The following is a 15,583-nucleotide window of genomic DNA, read 5'->3' on the forward strand; positions in this document are numbered from 1 at the left end:
TTATTTTATGTTTGTCAATCTACCGTTATCCATTCGAATGATCTGATTACAGCGACTCTCCCATTTTGGGTTCTCGCTAACCACTACAAGTGCCCATCCATTGGCCGGATCCGTAAGGAAGTCCATCATCCGTTCTGTTGCTTCTTCATCGTATTGCTCCAAAGGGTCCTTTAAGATCATTAGCTTTGGTCTGGTAACAACACTGCGTGCCAAAACAATTTTTCTGGAGATAAAGTCCGGTATTTTTTTACCCTCGGGGTACAAGATGGTTTTAAGTCCCTGTGGCTGTTCTTTAACGAACTCAGTAAGCCCCACTTTCTCCAAGGCCCAGTACACATCTTCCATCGGTATATCTTTGTTTCCAAAGGTAATATTGTCCAACAGCGTTCCTTCGAATGGATATTCTTCTTTAAGGGAATGCCCTAAATATGCACGGTACTGGCTTAGTTTTACACCTTGGAGCGATACATTGTTCACATATATTTTACCGGAATCGGGTTCTAGGATCCCAGCCATCATTCTTAAGAGCGTGGACCGGCCGGAACCACTTTTTCCCAATATCAACAATTTGGAATCGGGACCAACGGTCAAGGACAGGTTATCTATAATCTTCTTTTCCAGTCCGGGAACCTTGTACACTACGTCTTGTAGTTCGATAGTTAACCCATCTTGATCATTGAATGGGGTTTCCCCGTCTTTGGGCTCCAATTTCTTGTCCACGACCTGCCCCATTTTTTCTAAAGAGGTTAAAAGGTCATAAAATGTTTCCAATCCCAAAATCAGTTTTTCAACAGAACTGATCACCAAAAGAATGATGATTTCCGCAGCTACGAACTGTCCTATGTTCATTTGCTGGTCCAGAACCAATAATCCTCCGATCAACAACAATCCAGCCGTAACCAAGACCTTAAAACCGATCATTTGAATAAATTGTAGGACCAATACTTTAAAGTGGTTTTCCCTGGCCTCTAAATAATCACTTACAAGAGCATCGTTCTTGTCCAAGGCATGGGATGTTTTTCCAGAAAGTTTAAAACTAATAATGGATCGGGCGATCTCTTGTACCCAATGCGCCACTTTGTACTTTATTTTTGATTCTTCCAAACTGGTATCCAACCCTCTTTGTGCCGTAAATTTGAATACGATGTAAATCAATAAGAGCAACAAGAGTCCGTATATGATAAAGAACGGATGATAAAAGGATAGCAGCAACAGACCAAATACGATCTGCAACAAAGCTGCTGGAAAATCTATCAATATTTTGGACAGTGATTTTTGGACGGTCAGCGTATCAAAAAAACGATTGGCAAGTTCTGGTGGATAGTAATACCTCAACTCGCTCATCTTAATTTTTGGAAATCGGTAAGCAAACTCAAAAGATGCCCTGGTAAAAATTTTCTGTTGTAAATTTTCAATGATTCGTATCTGCATCAATTGCAAAACACCTACAAATGCAACCCCCAAGGTCACCAAAACTACCAGCACGATCCACGATGTGCTTACTCTGGCCCCCTGTATAAGATTAATTATGGCCTGTATCCCCAATGGCAGGGAAAGGTTGACCAATCCGGCAAAAATTGCATAGTAAAATATCTGAAAAATGTCTTTCTTGTCCAAGGTCAGAAGTCCCGTTAACCGTTGCCAAGCCGTGAGTATATGTTTAGCCATTTACTTTTTTGTTTAAGGTGCGAAAAATTAAATCTGTAAAAAAAGTTGTTGGTGTTATCTTATGGTTACAATTGGTTATGGTAGGGAAATGTTCCTGCAAAAAATATTGATGGAGCGATCCTTCCAAAACGTTGCTGGCCAAACTGATCGGATAAGGATAGTGATCGTCCACTGCTTTGATCATATCACTAAGACGGTTGATCAGTCTTTTGTAAACAACAAAGTAACCGTCCTTGTTTTCTTGGTTGATTTCTTTTACCAAATAGGATTTGGAGTATTCGTTTATGATCAATCTGCTCAATACCACTTCGTTCACATGGGTCACGGAAGTATCCTCCTCAATGCTCTTGGTCAAGATCTCCACCGCCTTTTCCAGTTTTTTTACCGGGTCGGATATCCCATTGGTGGCAAAAACCATTCTATACTCCATCCATCCCCAATACCACGTGGCCAAATAGAGTAGAAGTTTATGCTTGTTCTCGAAATACCGATAAATGGAACTTTCGTTGGAGTTTATTTTTTCTCCCAGTTTTTTGAAGGTAAAATGATCAAACCCGATTTCATCGATCAACAGTATACTGTGCTGCACAATATTCTTTCCTAAAGTGGAAGACTCCGGGTCTTTTATATAAAGTTTCTCGTTAACTCCAATTTTTAAGGATTTCATAAGTAAATCCATTACTCACACTTTTAAAATTTTCTCTCGCAAATATAAAAGTAATACTATTATTATATAATACTTTAACTTTCAATTAACTCTAGACTTTTTCCATTACTTTTGATAAAAAGTGAACTGCGATGAAGAAACATAGGTGTGGATGGTGCTTGGGCGACCCACTCTACGAAGCTTACCACGACACGGAATGGGGAGTTCCAGTTAAGGATGACTCCACGCTCTTCGAGTTTTTGATACTTGAAACGTTTCAAGCTGGTTTGAGCTGGATCACTGTTTTACGCAAACGCGAAAATTTTAGGGAGGCCTTTGATAATTTCGACTACAATAAGATTGCTCAATACAATCAAACCAAAATCGATAGCCTGTTACAAAACCCGGGCATCATCAGAAATAAATTTAAAGTAAATGCCACGGTATCCAATGCACGGGCATTTATGGCCACGCAAAAAGAGTTTGGTAGTTTTAGCAAGTATATTTGGGATTTTGTGAACGGCAATCCCATAAAAAACGAATGGGAAAATTATAGGGATGCTCCTGCCACTACCGAACTATCCGACATTATTAGCAAGGATCTAAAAAAACGAGGGTTCAAGTTTGTTGGCAGTACGGTTATTTACGCCCATATGCAGGCCACTGGTATGGTAAACGACCACGAAGTAAATTGTTTTAGATACCATGAAGTATAAAGTCATCATACTGGCAATACTTGCTATGGCACAGACCGTGTTTGCGCAAAACAAGTACGAAAGAGAGTCCAGAATAGAGCAAGAACAATTCCCTTCCAAATCCTATGGATTGATCCAAGAATACCTACAAAACGCCAAACGTGTTCGTTTTTATCAGGAAACGGACAGCACAAAAAAAAGCTACGAAGTCAAATTTAAAAAAGGCCGTCTGCATTACAGCGTGGAATTTAACGAGCAAGGTTCTCTGGAAGATGTGGAATTTAAAGTAAAAGAGCGGGACCTCCCCAATGCCACGTGGGATGCGATACAACACTATTTGGCAAAAAACCACAGTAATCACAGGGTAAAGAAAATACAGCAACAATATCCGGCCCGCAAAGGACAGTCCGTGGAGAAAACCCTATACAATGCGTTCCAAAATTTAATTTTGCCAGATGTAAATTATGAGCTTATATTCTCGGCAAAAGAAAAGAATGGTTTTCAAGAATACGAAGCTTTGTTCAATGCCGACGGAAATCTAATCGCCATTCGTAAATCTTTCCCTCCAAGCTATGACCATGTGCTGTACTAAGCGATTGCTTTTGTTTGTTTTATTACTTTCGGTATCCCCGACCATTTGGGCCCAAAAAAACTTAACGGCCTATTTACAGCCACAGATCGCGGTCAACTACAAGGTTGCCGGATCGTACTCCCACAACTTTTCTTTGGCGAGCCGAAATTATATTTTTAGCAATGAGGATTTTCTTTTAAGAGCCAGGCAATTGGACCTTGCCCATTTTTCCAATTTAAATATCCGCGACAATCAAAGTATTGCACTAGGGGTCCAATATAGGTTCAGAAACAACTTCGAGGACAAAGAAAATGAACTGAGAACAACCCAACAATACAACATTGCCCAAAGGCCCAATGCCATACGTTACGGACATCGGATACGTGCCGAACAACGAATTACCCAATCGCTCACCACTCATCGGTTTCGATATAGGTATGCCATGGACTTTCCTTTAATCGGGGAAAAACTGGACTTGGGCGAACCTTATTTTGTTGGCAGTTTGGAAAATTTGCTGAGCGTTGCTAAAGGTACTTCACCACAATACGATACGTGCCTTTCCGGCCAGGTAGGGTGGCAACTCCAAGGGGGGTTAAAGCTTCAAATGGGTATTGAATATAGGCTGGAAGATTACAGCTCCTCTTTACCACAAAACATTCTTTTTCTATTGACGAGCATGCAGTTGTCCTTGTAGGATTTTCATAAATTCCTTTCTGGGCAGCAATTCGGCACCCAAACTTTCCAGGTGATCCGTATGCACTTGGCAGTCAATGATCCGATACCCGTTTTTATACATTTCTTGGGCCATTTTTATAAATGCGAACTTGGATGCATTGGAAGTTAGACTGAACATACTTTCTCCACAAAATACATGTCCCAGGTCCACCCCGTACAAGCCACCGACTAGTTCGCCATCTTCCCAGACCTCGTAGGATTTAATAAATCCTTTTTTATAGAGATTCATATAGGCCATTTTCATTTCGGGTGTAATCCAGGTACCCTCTTGCCCTTTTCGATGTATTTGAGCGCAATAATCTATGACTTGCTCAAAACATTTATTCTGGGTAAGGGTAAATTTTCCTTCACGGATCAGTTTGCGCATACTTTTGGAAATCTTCACCTTTTCTGGAAAAAGGACCATTCTCGGGTCCGGTGTCCACCAGAGTATCAGGGAATCATCGTTGAACCAAGGGAAAATACCATTCTTATAGGCCAACAATAATCTTTCTGGGGATAAATCGCCCCCAACAGCGAGCAATCCATCTTCTCCAGCAGTTTCAACGGGAGGAAACTGCAACCTTTTGCCCAAAAAATGTAATGGAGTGTTTTCCAAGATCAATTTTTCTTAAAAATACAAATAGGTCCCAAAACAAGAAAATCCGAACTCAACGCCCGGATTTCATTTATAACTTGTTTAATTTTTTTGATTAAAACGGCAGGTCATCATGATCCTCCTCATTTAGATCGTCCGCAGGCTCAAAAGCTTCCATTGGGGGTACGGGTGGCATATTGTCCGATCCTTGCTCTTGTTGCAAGTTTTCTATACGCCATCCTTGGATAGAGTTAAAATATTTGGTTTCGCCTTGTGGGTTTACCCATTCCCTTCCTCTTAGGTTGATACTTACTTTGACCATTTGCCCAACACTGTAGTTGTTCAGCAAATCACATTTATCCTGCACAAACTCTATCATTATATGTTGTGGATATTGCTCTTCGGTGGTCACGACCATCTCTCTTTTTCTGAAACCATTATTGCCGTATGTCTTGGTCTCGTCTATCATTTTTATTCTTCCCTGAACTTCCATGCAATGTTAATTTTTGTTGAAAACTCAAAAATACATAAAATGAATTCCATGGATCACCGTTATTTCAACTAACTATCAACATGTTTTCCATTTGTTATCTTTAAAAAGAAATTGACCTTTATGAACTTTAGTCCAAAAAGGAAAACCTCCAATATTATAATGCTGATCTCGGCATTCGTGATCGTCAGTCTTATTTTGTGGAATACCAATAGTTTCTTCCGTAAATTCAAGGAGGAGGAACGTTTAAAGATGGAAATTTGGGCCACTGCACAATTGGAGCTCATCCAATCCTCTGTAGATCAAGAACTGGGCAACCTAACCCTTAAAGTCCTTGGCAACAACACGTCGACCCCCATGATCTTGGTCAACGAGGAGGGTTCTTACAAAACACACAATATCCCGGAGGACAAAATAACCGATAGTGTATATATCCATAAAAAAATCGTTCAGTTCAAAAACGAGAATGAGCCCATACAGATCATTCAGGAAGACGAACTGCTGGAAACCTTATATTATGGCAATTCCGAGGTGCTGAACAAACTAAAATACTACCCTTTGGCCCTACTTTTAATCATTTTCTTGTTTGGCGCCGTAATCTTCTTTTTCTTTCGTACCAATAAGGCTTCCGAGCAAAATAAACTTTGGGCGGGCATGGCCAAGGAAACCGCGCACCAGATAGGAACCCCCTTAACTTCTTTGTTGGGATGGAACGAACTGCTCAAATCGGAAGATATCAACCCTGAGGTTACCCAAGAAATTGCCAAGGACATCGACCGTTTGGAGACCATTACCGAGCGTTTTTCCAAAATTGGCTCCATACCTGAGCTTCGGGAACACGATATTGTCGACGAGACCAAAAAAGCTTATGATTACCTTAAACAGCGTAGTTCCAAATTGGTCCATTTTTCTTTTAGTTCCAATGTGGATCAGGCCATGGTATTGATGAATCCCCCACTCTACAACTGGAGTATTGAAAATTTGGTAAAAAACGGTATCGATGCCATGAAGGGCAAAGGCAACATTGCCATACAGATTGAAAAAAAGGGGCAAAATATCAACATATTGATCTCGGACACCGGCCACGGAATCCCTAAAAGTGATTTTCAAAATATTTTTGACCCAGGGGTAACATCCAAGCAAAGGGGTTGGGGATTAGGCCTTTCTTTGGTAAAAAGAATCGTTGAGGAGTACCATAAAGGAAAAATTAAAGTATTTTCGTCCAGTAAAGAAGGAACTATCATGCAGATTTCCATAAGAGCACTATAAATTTAGGTTATGGCCAAGGAAAAAAAACTTGTAATTCAAGAAGCTGATATTACCAACAACTGCCCCGTGTGTTTTAATCAGGAACTTAAGATTACCTTTTATCAAAAACATACTTTTAATGCATTCTATCACAGGACCACAGGTGTGGTGAGTCACGATATCCAATGTAAAAAGTGCCACTCGACGATTTACCCTGTGGATTGGACCCCGGATATTGAACGTGTGTACGATTACTACAACAAACTGGTTAATCCCGACCGACCTGCGGTAAGGTTTACCATGCTCTTTTTTATTATTCTGATTTTAATGCTATGTCTGGTAGCTGCTGGGGTATATTTTTACTTGGAAAGTTTTAATTGAGGTAAGCTCTTATATCCTTGGCCACTTCTTCGAATTCTTCTGTGGTCAAACTTTCTTTTTGTTGAAAAGTTGCGTTTGCCATTGTGTTCAAAGGTATTAAATGCACATGCACATGTGGAACTTCGAGCCCGATTACGGACATTCCTACACGCTTACAGGGCACAGCTTTTTCTATGGCCTGCCCCACCTTTCTGGAAAAGGCCATCAACTTCATGTACGATTCCTCATCAAGATCTAAGATTTTGTCCACTTCTTTTTTTGGAACACACAAGGTATGCCCTTTGGTATTTGGATTAATATCCAAAAAAGCAAAGTTATCCTCATCTTCCGCTATCTTATAGGAAGGTATGTCCCCGTTTATGATCTTTGTGAATATGCTGGCCATTATCCGTTGTTTTACATAAAAAAATCCCGTTGAAAAACGGGATTAAATATAACTAATTTTGTAGCGGTTACTCTCGTGTAATCTCCAAAATCTCAAATTTTAAGGTTCCATTGGGCACTTTGATCTCGGCAACATCGCCCACTTTTTTGCCCAACAAGCCTTTTCCAATAGGGGAGGTAACGGATATTTTTCCTGTTTTTAGGTCGGCTTCGCTCTCTGCCACCAAGGTGTATTTCATTTCCATACCATTTGCCTGGTTCTTGAGCTTAACCGTGGAAAGCACCAATATTTTGGAGGTATCCAATTGTGACTCATCTATTAATCGAGCATTGGCCAGGGTTTCTTCCATTTTGGATATTTTCATTTCCAATAGGCCCTGTGCTTCTTTGGCCGCATCATATTCTGCGTTCTCGGAAAGATCTCCTTTATCCCTTGCTTCGGCAATGGCCTGCGAAGCCTTGGGACGTTCCACATCTTTCAGGTGGTTCAGTTCGTCCCTTAATTTTTTTAGTCCTTCGGGCGTGTAGTATGAAACTTTGCTCATATCGTTAATTTTTAATGCAATAGGGCATTGAAGAAAATCAAAAAATTTCCCCAATACGCGCTTACTTTATAAATACAAAAAATCCTCAACTATACCCATGACCTGCACGGTATTTTTGCGAGGATTTAACGCAAATATATACAATTTTTCATCAACTTTGTCTCGGAAAGACATTCAAACTTTGATTATGAAACAGTTCTGGGCCATTGTTCTTTTAGCCGTTATTCTGTCGTGTAGCTCGGATTCATCCAATCGAAATCCATATTTGCAAGAGGTTCGGTTCCGCTTTGAACTCAACCTCAACCTACCGCTTTACAACGACCTCAACAATATTGGAAATCCTGTTTACGTTGGCAACAATGGTGTTGGTACCCGTGGGGCTTTTGTTATAAAATCGAGTTTAAATACCTTTTATGCCTTTGAGGCCAGTTGCCCCAACCACACACCGAACAATTGCTCTACCATGACGATTGACGGACAGAATGTTGTCTGCGGTTGCGAGGGATATACGTATAGCCTTTTTACAGGGCAACAACTGGACAGACCAGATGACGGCAACCGTTATTACGACCTTCTTTTTTACAATGCTACGCAGAGTGGAAATACGGTGATTATTTCCAACTGATCACTTTTGTTTTAGAATTTGCTCCATTACCCAACTGGTATGCAATCCCGTTCTTCCCGTTGATGGGTGAACCACCGCACCCAAAAGATGCTGTTTTATATGTTCCACATGGTGTTGTTGAATGTGTTCTGGGTGATCAATATGTATCCGTTGATAGCCTGATGGGTTCTCTAGTTCGATGGGTGCTTCATCCAAAACCGAAAACTTTATTCGCCCTTGTGAACCCAAAATCTCAACATTGTCCGATCGGTGATGCGTACCAAAATTCCAACTGCCACTTCCGGTTGTGCCACCTTCGTGCACCCAATGTGCAGTAACGGCATCGAAAGCGGGGTACAGACCAAGTTGATTGGTTCCAAACCCACTGACCTTTTTAATGTTTCCCAAAAGAAACGTAAACAGGTCCAAACCATGGCTTGCCAGATCATCAAAATATCCTCCTCGGGCAATATTAACATCGGTTCGCCAGTTGTACGATTCCGATAAATCGATTGGGTTCGGGGGTTTTGTTTTTTGCCAGTGAATATGCCTTACTTCTCCAATCAGACCGTCCTCCAACCACTGTTTTACTTGTAAAAACCTTGGTGACGAACGACGATAATAGGCGATAAAAAGCGGAATATCCTTGCTTTTAAAAGCTTCATATACGGCTAAACTCTCCCGGTATGTAGGAGCCATGGGTTTTTCCAAACAGCAAGGCTTTCCTGCCTCGGCAACTTTTAAAGCGTAAAATTTATGTGTGTCGGGAGGCGTTGCAATATAAACCGCATCGATATCCGGATTGTTGATCACTTTATCCGCATCGGTTGTCCATTGTGCGATTTGGTGCCGGTTGGCATAGTCTTGGGCTTTCACTGCATTTCTTCGCATTACCGATTCCACCAGGAAGCCCTTGGTCTTCTGATAGGCAGGCACACTTTTTTTCTCGGCTACGCTACCACAACCTATTACCCCCCACCTAAGAGGGTGTTTTTCGGAAAAATTAAAACGGGATTCTGTCATTGTGTTAAAATTACAGAATCCCGATATAAAAAATGTATCAAAAATCAAATCCCGGTACATAACCCTTTAGGGTTATCCCGAACTTACTTTTCTTTTAAAAATTGATGGTCGCTCCCAATAAAAAATTAATCCCTGCTTGCGGGTAATAACCGGCCCCTTCAATGGTAGTAACGGTTCCTGGATTGGAGTAATCGTCATCAAAGGTGTAAAAATACCCATTGGAAACAATATCTGCATCAAAAATGTTATTGACCAAACCAGAAAACACAATACTTTTTACAAAAGAATTGGTTTGTATGGTGTACTGCACATTCAAATCCGTTTGTGAATAGCTATCCAGTACAGAATTGTCCGAATCGATATTGCCCATGTACTGTTTGCCCACAAATTTTGACAGAATGGACAGTTGAAAATCTTGATCTGGCGAATACGTGATAATGTTCCCTGCAATCAATTTGGGAGAATAGGCAATATTTGTATTCCCTAAATTTTGAAGCTCACCATCTCTTTCAAAATAAAAATCGAGGTTACGGTTATCGCTCAAGGCGATGTTGGGCCTCCAAGTAAAGACATTGGACAAATTGACGGAAGCATCGATTTCGAGCCCCAACCTATAACTATCGCCCACATTGGAACGTAATGGTGCTCCAACGTCGTTCAATTCACCGGTAAGCACCAACTGATCTTTGTAACGCATATAATATACATTGGTGTTTACCTGAAAACTAGGGGAAACGTATCGCCATCCTAGCTCAAAATCGTTCAATTTTTCCGGTTTTGGACTTCCACTTTCGTAATCGTTACGGTTGGGCTCACGATTGGCCCTGGCGTAGGATAGATAAAAGTTATGGTTCCGATTCAAATCGAAAGTTACACCTGCTTTTGGGTTAAAAAAATTAAAGGTATCGTCCACTAATCCTGTATCCTCCCCATTGGCCTCGTAAGATACGCCACGATATTGTAGGTCGCCGAACAAAGACCATTGGTCCGTTAACTGGTAATTGGCTTTAGTATAGAAGTTCAGATCGGTTTTTGTGGAGGAATCATCATAATACCTATCCCTAATTTCGGTGCTACCGGCGTATTCGGCCCAGATAATCTCTCCGAAATGGTCTCCTTTGTACTCGTTGTATCCACCTCCAACAATAAGTTGCATACCACTATTTTTATATGTCGCGGAAAAAATACCTCCATAAAAATCATTGTCCAACCATCGTCGGCGGATCAAATCGGTGGTTTCCACCAAATCTCCATTTACACTGATGGGCTCCAATCCATAGGTAGCAAAATCATCGTCTTCCCTGAATTGTTCAAAATAGCCTCTTCCCCGAGTATAATGTACGGCAAAATGGGTGTTCCAAGAAGCGTTCCATGTTTCGTACCAATGCAACTGAAAATGATCTTGTTTGTAATTATCCACTTCTTTGTCGTAGTATTGGGTGGTGCCGTTGTCGTCCGTATATTCTCCTGCGGAATTATAGGTACGGTCGTCCCTTAACTGTTCTGCGGTGATGCCGTTCCAAGCTTGGTAGGTGATTTCATGGCCTCCAAAAAGCAAGGCTTTTACCAGGGTGTTTTCATTTTTATATGCCCCTTGTAAAAAATAACCGTCCAGTTCTGATGATGCACGGTCCACATAGCCATCCGAAGTTATCCTGGACAACCTTCCGGAGAATTCAAAATGGTCGTTCAACAGTCCGGTACTGAACTTAACATTGTTCCGTAAAGTACTAAAACTGCCCACAGAAGACGAGATCCTTGCGTATCCTTCTTCGGAAAATGCGTCGGTAAGCAGGTTTAAACTTGCTCCAAAGGCACCGGCGCCGTTGGTAGATGTTCCCACTCCTCGCTGCAATTGCAAATTTTGTGTTGAAGAAGCGAAATCGGGCATATTCACCCAAAAACTACCATGCGATTCGGCATCGTTGTAAGGTATACCATTGATGGTAACGTTTACCCTTGTGGCGTCGCTGCCACGTACCCGAATGCTCGTGTAGCCCACGCCGGCACCTGCATCGGATGTAGTTACCACAGCGGGCATAAAATTCATTAGAATCGGGATATCCTGCCCCAAATTTCGCGGTGCGAGTTCCACTTTGTCCAATTCGGAAAATGTAATGGGAAATTCCTTGGTTGCCCTCACACCCTGTACCAAGACTTCGTCCAGAGTCACTTTTTTGCCTTCCAATGTGTCGATTTCTTCTTGTGCACTTACAGAAAATGCCAAGCCTAATAGGGCTAGAGTGGACAACAAAAATGTAATGCGATAACGGTTTCTTTTCTTTGTCTGTCGCATTGAACCGCTTTTTAGTGCTGCGGCCTTGCACTGCATAATTGAATAAAGGGTTTTCATTCGTAAAATTGCTACGAATAAAAGGGGTCATTATTCTTTGTTAATAATTGATTTTTGTTTCTGATGAAACATAGAAATTCCAAGATGCGCGATCTGCGCATTCCCTTGGCGGCATTACCCGCCCAGGTTCATTGGGTATAATCTCAGCCTTTTGGTAAAAGCACCCCTTTGAGATGCGGCAAATGTAAGATGTTGTGATGATTTTTAAAAACGAATTGCAAGAAAACCGTTTACCCACAAATAAAAAAGACCGCCGAAGCAGTCTCTTTCACTTTGCGTGATCACAATCGCTTGGAAAAGCTATCTATAATCTGGCAAATGGACAATACATGGATAGTGTTTATATAGCATCACCCTAATTTTTAATATCCTCGTCTCTTTTTCTGTTCTGCAGATAAATTATCAATACGTATAGAGCCAATCCCAAAGAGATCAAATCCATAATAAGCACAATTTTGCTAAACATAGTATTAAGTATAGTGTTCTGTAATTTGGGCCTGATCTTAAAGAAAGCCGCACAATATGCACGGCTTCTTAACAAACCAATCAACCAACTTTAAATAACCCTTTCGGATTATCTCAATTCAATTCTATCACCGAAAATAATTTCGTGTTTACTTATAAGACACAGCTTTTGTTCATTGGTCACTTTCAAAAACAAAAAACCCATTACATAAAATGCAATGGGCTCCAACTTATTGAAACATATTGTTTTACACCTGATGCGTAGGCTTTAAAAGATCGTTCACGGTTTTTACCGGATTAAATGTAACCAAGGGCACCTCCACAAAAATGGTGTTCCAAAATGCCATTGCTCCATTCCACAGACCTGGAAGCTCGAGTGCCTTGAGCTCTTTTCCTTCTTTGGTTTTTTCCGTTATAAAACCTTGTTTATGATCTACAAAATCCAAAAGATTATATTTTTCTCCTTTGTAATTACGGACACCACAAACCAAATCCACAGGGTTAAAATGTGTGGAGTTTTGTAAAATGGCAGCTTGTTGTCTATTGTTTTGATCTATCTGTGCGGATTCAATAATTTGAAGCGATATATTTCCTTCATTATCTTTTATCCAAAATGGACCTCCTCCAGGTTCTCCTTCGTTCTTCACCATTCCGCATACACGGATGGGACGGTCGATCCTATCCTTTAAAATTGATTTTTGCTCCGCTACACTAAAATCATCGTAATTTCCGGGCATACGAACATTTAGGTCTTTCTCCAAAAATGCCTTGATCTCATCGGCTTTTTCAAAAGATACTTCACCCTCCAACAGTTTGGCATACGCAAAGGCTTTGTCCTGCACTTTCTTAAGGACTCCTGCCAACATTTTTTTGCTATTGGCCACGGTTTCGAGATTCTTATCGATAACAACGTTGTCTATGTTTTTAATAAAGACTATGTCGGCATCTTGATCATTCAAGTTTTCAATAAGTGCTCCGTGCCCACCTGGACGAAACAAGATAGAACCATCATTATTTTTAAAGGGCTTGTTGTCCATATCCACGGCAATGGTATCGGTAGATGGTTTTTGATTTGAGTACGAGATATTAAAACTGGTGTCCGTTTTTTCTGAAATTTTTGGCCCCACCTGTGCTTCTTCTTCGGCAAACATGGCATCGTGCTGTTCGGATACGGTAAAATGGAGATTTGCCCTACCTTTGGTTTTTGCGTAAAGTACGGCCTCTTTTAAATGTTCCTCAAAAGGTGTTGCCGCACCAGTTTCATACTGATGGAATGGCAATAATCCTTTGGGATAAAATCCATAATTAAGTCCACTTTCCATCAACATTTCCTTTACAAAAAGAAAAGCTTCTTCGTCTCCATTGGATGCTTTTCCCTTGATCCTGGTCATAATCCGGTCATAAAATGGAAAACTGGATAGGTTATCCGTAAACTTTTTGGCATCGGTATCCCCTGCTCTATCGATATATTCGGAGAGTTTTTCTTTTGATGGATCGTAACTGTCCAAAAAGTTGAACATGGCCTTGAACATTCTGGATGCCGCGCCCGAAGCGGGCACAAACTTTAAAAGGTCCAGTTCTGAGCGATGGTCTTCAAAATACTGCAGAAGATCTAACTGTTCTTTCTCGGAAAATCGAAGTATGCCATTGCCCACTACAGCTGCTTGCGATAGCTGCACAAAGGGAATCCCATCTTTAAATGTTTGTATCTGATTTTCTACTTTTTCTTTGGATATTCCTTTGGAATCCAGTTGTTCCAAGTCTTTAGGACTTAATTCGATCATGTTTTTGGAGTAGTTTATCTATATGTTCAATTGCTGTTTTAAGCCTTGATGCTTTATCACCCCTTAATTTAATGAATTTCCTATTATTCTGTTCCAAAGCCTCCTTAAAATATCCGAACATACGCTCTCTTTCGTCCGGCTTGTCCCTCAGATCATCTGCCACCCAGGGCGTATCTATATAGGTCAAAAAATAAAGATCGTAACTGTTTTGGAGTGCATATTTTTCTATCAATGGATCACAAGTACTATCATAATAAGCCTCTGAATACACTTTGGTTTCCAAAAGATCAGTATCGCATATCAAGACCTTATTGGCTTTTTTGGCCAATTTGTTCTCCAATGCCATTTGCCCGTATGCAATTGGGGGCAGATCATGAGGTTCACAAGTTTTCTGTTCTCGGTCCCATTTGTCTTGTAGATATTCGCGGGCGTACTCGGGCACCCATTCTGTTTGGTAATGCGCTGCCAGTTGTTTGGACAGTGTGGTCTTCCCTGTGGATTCTGGTCCGAACAGGACTACTTTTATGAGGTTTGAGGGCTCTTGCCCAAGCTTTTCTTCCATGCTAAATATCCCTGTATTGCCAACACAGTAAAAATGAGGTATTGCAAAGAGAACATACCCCATCCCCTATACGCATACAAAGGTACGGTTATTAAATCACCCAATATCCAAAGGGTCCAGTTTTCCAATTTTTTATTGGCCATATACCACATTGCCGTAAAAAAAACACCCGATGTAAATATGTCCACATAATTGGTCGGACCGATTTCGGCACCGAAGATTTTATACACGCCATAGGTGACCAACATGGTCAGCACAAAAAAGCCGAAACCGATCCATTTTTCTTTGGAACTTGTTCTGGTTATATGCACCACGGGCTGCCTATTGTCCCTTCTGCGGGCCCAGTTCCACCAGCCATAGATACTCATCATGGAATAATAAAAATTCATCATCATATCCCCGAACAAACTGTCCACAAAAAAAATATACGTGGTTATTACGGTAGCGACCAAACCTGTGGGATATACCAAAATATCCTCTTTTTTGGCATAGACCACACTGGCAATCCCGAAAAAAAAGGCGGTTGCCTCCAGTATGATCAGGGAAAGCTCCCTATCCTCGTACGGGCCTAGGAAAAAATCAAAAATGGGGTTCATACTCACTTCTGTCAGATTTCACCATTTTCATAGTCAAAACCACATGGTCCAAACTTTCAAAACTCTTTTTGATTTCTGTTTGTAGAATTTCCATCACCCTATCGTAATCTCCAAAAACCTGGGTGCTCAATGGATTCTCCAAAATGGTCAATCCAGAATCACGCATTTTTTTGATAAATTCAATGACAGGAGTTTCAAAATCATCTTGAAGTGGCGACAGCGTAAGCTCTACGGAAATTTTCATTGGCGGTTATGG

The 15,583-nt window shown here is 40.9% G+C and carries 18 protein-coding genes and 1 riboswitch; of the genes, 6 read left to right on the forward strand and 12 right to left on the reverse strand.

From position 1 onward, the window contains the following. Both ABTP35_RS05090 and ABTP35_RS05095 read right to left on the reverse strand, forming a co-directional pair. The gene (locus ABTP35_RS05090; RefSeq protein ID WP_252080766.1) at nucleotides 1-1,668 is read right to left on the reverse strand and encodes a peptidase domain-containing ABC transporter; all 1,668 of its coding nucleotides are present in this window, start codon (nucleotides 1,666-1,668) and stop codon (nucleotides 1-3) included. Next, nucleotides 1,661-2,347, reverse strand: coding sequence for a TetR/AcrR family transcriptional regulator (locus ABTP35_RS05095; protein ID WP_293298728.1), 687 nt, complete (start codon nucleotides 2,345-2,347; stop codon nucleotides 1,661-1,663). Before ABTP35_RS05095 ends, ABTP35_RS05090 begins: the two co-directional genes overlap by 8 nt. Nucleotides 2,348-2,466: 119 nt before the next feature. On the opposite strand from ABTP35_RS05095, the gene ABTP35_RS05100 reads away from it, so the two are divergent. Genes ABTP35_RS05100 through ABTP35_RS05110 form a run of 3 tightly spaced genes read left to right on the forward strand, consistent with a single transcriptional unit; the run spans nucleotide 2,467 to nucleotide 4,274 of the window. Further along, entirely contained in the window at nucleotides 2,467-3,030 is a 564-nt protein-coding gene (locus ABTP35_RS05100) for a DNA-3-methyladenine glycosylase I (RefSeq protein WP_293298725.1), read from the forward strand. Next, the gene (locus ABTP35_RS05105) at nucleotides 3,020-3,601 is read left to right on the forward strand and encodes a hypothetical protein (RefSeq protein WP_293298722.1); all 582 of its coding nucleotides are present in this window, start codon (nucleotides 3,020-3,022) and stop codon (nucleotides 3,599-3,601) included. The genes ABTP35_RS05100 and ABTP35_RS05105 overlap by 11 nt, the downstream gene beginning before the upstream one ends. Then, nucleotides 3,588-4,274 carry a DUF2490 domain-containing protein gene (locus tag ABTP35_RS05110; RefSeq protein WP_293298719.1) on the forward strand — a complete coding sequence of 229 codons (687 nt, stop codon included), beginning with the start codon at nucleotides 3,588-3,590 and terminating at the stop codon, nucleotides 4,272-4,274. The genes ABTP35_RS05105 and ABTP35_RS05110 overlap by 14 nt, the downstream gene beginning before the upstream one ends. On the opposite strand, the gene aat is transcribed toward ABTP35_RS05110, so the two are convergent. Continuing rightward, nucleotides 4,245-4,919, reverse strand: a complete 675-nt coding sequence (gene aat / locus ABTP35_RS05115) for a leucyl/phenylalanyl-tRNA--protein transferase (protein ID WP_293298716.1) — start codon at nucleotides 4,917-4,919, stop codon at nucleotides 4,245-4,247. The two genes, ABTP35_RS05110 and aat, sit on opposite strands and share 30 nt — an antisense overlap. An 88-nt stretch (nucleotides 4,920-5,007) precedes the next feature. Beyond that, nucleotides 5,008-5,385, reverse strand: a complete 378-nt coding sequence (locus ABTP35_RS05120) for a DUF3127 domain-containing protein (protein WP_224836233.1) — start codon at nucleotides 5,383-5,385, stop codon at nucleotides 5,008-5,010. 120 nt (nucleotides 5,386-5,505) lie between these two features. Here ABTP35_RS05120 and ABTP35_RS05125 point away from each other — a divergent pair, with 120 nt between their 5' ends. Both ABTP35_RS05125 and ABTP35_RS05130 read left to right on the forward strand, forming a co-directional pair. Then, nucleotides 5,506-6,651, forward strand: coding sequence for a PAS domain-containing sensor histidine kinase (locus ABTP35_RS05125; protein WP_252080771.1), 1,146 nt, complete (start codon nucleotides 5,506-5,508; stop codon nucleotides 6,649-6,651). Nucleotides 6,652-6,660: 9 nt separating this feature from the next. Continuing rightward, on the forward strand, nucleotides 6,661-7,011 hold the full coding sequence (locus ABTP35_RS05130) for a hypothetical protein (protein ID WP_224836231.1): 351 nt from the start codon (nucleotides 6,661-6,663) through the stop codon (nucleotides 7,009-7,011). Here the strand turns inward: ABTP35_RS05130 and ABTP35_RS05135 are convergent. Together ABTP35_RS05135 and greA are read right to left on the reverse strand one after the other, a co-directional pair. Then, nucleotides 7,004-7,396 (reverse strand): HIT family protein, encoded by a 393-nt coding sequence (locus tag ABTP35_RS05135; protein ID WP_293298710.1) that lies wholly within the window; start codon nucleotides 7,394-7,396, stop codon nucleotides 7,004-7,006. The two genes, ABTP35_RS05130 and ABTP35_RS05135, sit on opposite strands and share 8 nt — an antisense overlap. Nucleotides 7,397-7,463: 67 nt before the next feature. Further along, nucleotides 7,464-7,940 (reverse strand): transcription elongation factor GreA, encoded by a 477-nt coding sequence (gene greA, locus ABTP35_RS05140; protein ID WP_207028130.1) that lies wholly within the window; start codon nucleotides 7,938-7,940, stop codon nucleotides 7,464-7,466. A gap of 187 nt (nucleotides 7,941-8,127) precedes the next feature. Here greA and ABTP35_RS05145 point away from each other — a divergent pair, with 187 nt between their 5' ends. Next, complete coding sequence (locus ABTP35_RS05145; RefSeq protein ID WP_224836228.1) at nucleotides 8,128-8,565, forward strand: hypothetical protein; 438 nt, start codon at nucleotides 8,128-8,130, stop codon at nucleotides 8,563-8,565. On the opposite strand, the gene ABTP35_RS05150 is transcribed toward ABTP35_RS05145, so the two are convergent. From ABTP35_RS05150 to ABTP35_RS05175, 6 genes are all read right to left on the reverse strand, one after another. After that, complete coding sequence (locus tag ABTP35_RS05150) at nucleotides 8,566-9,567, reverse strand: Gfo/Idh/MocA family protein (protein WP_293298703.1); 1,002 nt, start codon at nucleotides 9,565-9,567, stop codon at nucleotides 8,566-8,568. Between the two features lie 94 nt (nucleotides 9,568-9,661). Then, nucleotides 9,662-11,863 (reverse strand): TonB-dependent receptor domain-containing protein, encoded by a 2,202-nt coding sequence (locus tag ABTP35_RS05155; RefSeq protein ID WP_293298700.1) that lies wholly within the window; start codon nucleotides 11,861-11,863, stop codon nucleotides 9,662-9,664. Between the two features lie 141 nt (nucleotides 11,864-12,004). Continuing rightward, a riboswitch (TPP riboswitch) is annotated at nucleotides 12,005-12,098 on the reverse strand. Nucleotides 12,099-12,633: 535 nt separating this feature from the next. Continuing rightward, complete coding sequence (locus ABTP35_RS05160) at nucleotides 12,634-14,169, reverse strand: DUF4301 family protein (RefSeq protein ID WP_293298697.1); 1,536 nt, start codon at nucleotides 14,167-14,169, stop codon at nucleotides 12,634-12,636. Next, nucleotides 14,150-14,731 carry an AAA family ATPase gene (locus ABTP35_RS05165; RefSeq protein ID WP_224836224.1) on the reverse strand — a complete coding sequence of 194 codons (582 nt, stop codon included), beginning with the start codon at nucleotides 14,729-14,731 and terminating at the stop codon, nucleotides 14,150-14,152. Before ABTP35_RS05165 ends, ABTP35_RS05160 begins: the two co-directional genes overlap by 20 nt. Further along, entirely contained in the window at nucleotides 14,692-15,327 is a 636-nt protein-coding gene (gene pnuC / locus ABTP35_RS05170; RefSeq protein ID WP_224836223.1) for a nicotinamide riboside transporter PnuC, read from the reverse strand. The genes ABTP35_RS05165 and pnuC overlap by 40 nt, the downstream gene beginning before the upstream one ends. Beyond that, nucleotides 15,311-15,571, reverse strand: coding sequence for a YkoF family thiamine/hydroxymethylpyrimidine-binding protein (locus tag ABTP35_RS05175; protein ID WP_293298694.1), 261 nt, complete (start codon nucleotides 15,569-15,571; stop codon nucleotides 15,311-15,313). The genes pnuC and ABTP35_RS05175 overlap by 17 nt, the downstream gene beginning before the upstream one ends. Nucleotides 15,572-15,583 lie beyond the last annotated feature (12 nt).

Source organism: Flagellimonas alginilytica, from assembly GCF_042134605.1.
GTDB classification, from domain to species: Bacteria; Bacteroidota; Bacteroidia; order Flavobacteriales; family Flavobacteriaceae; genus Flagellimonas; species Flagellimonas alginolytica.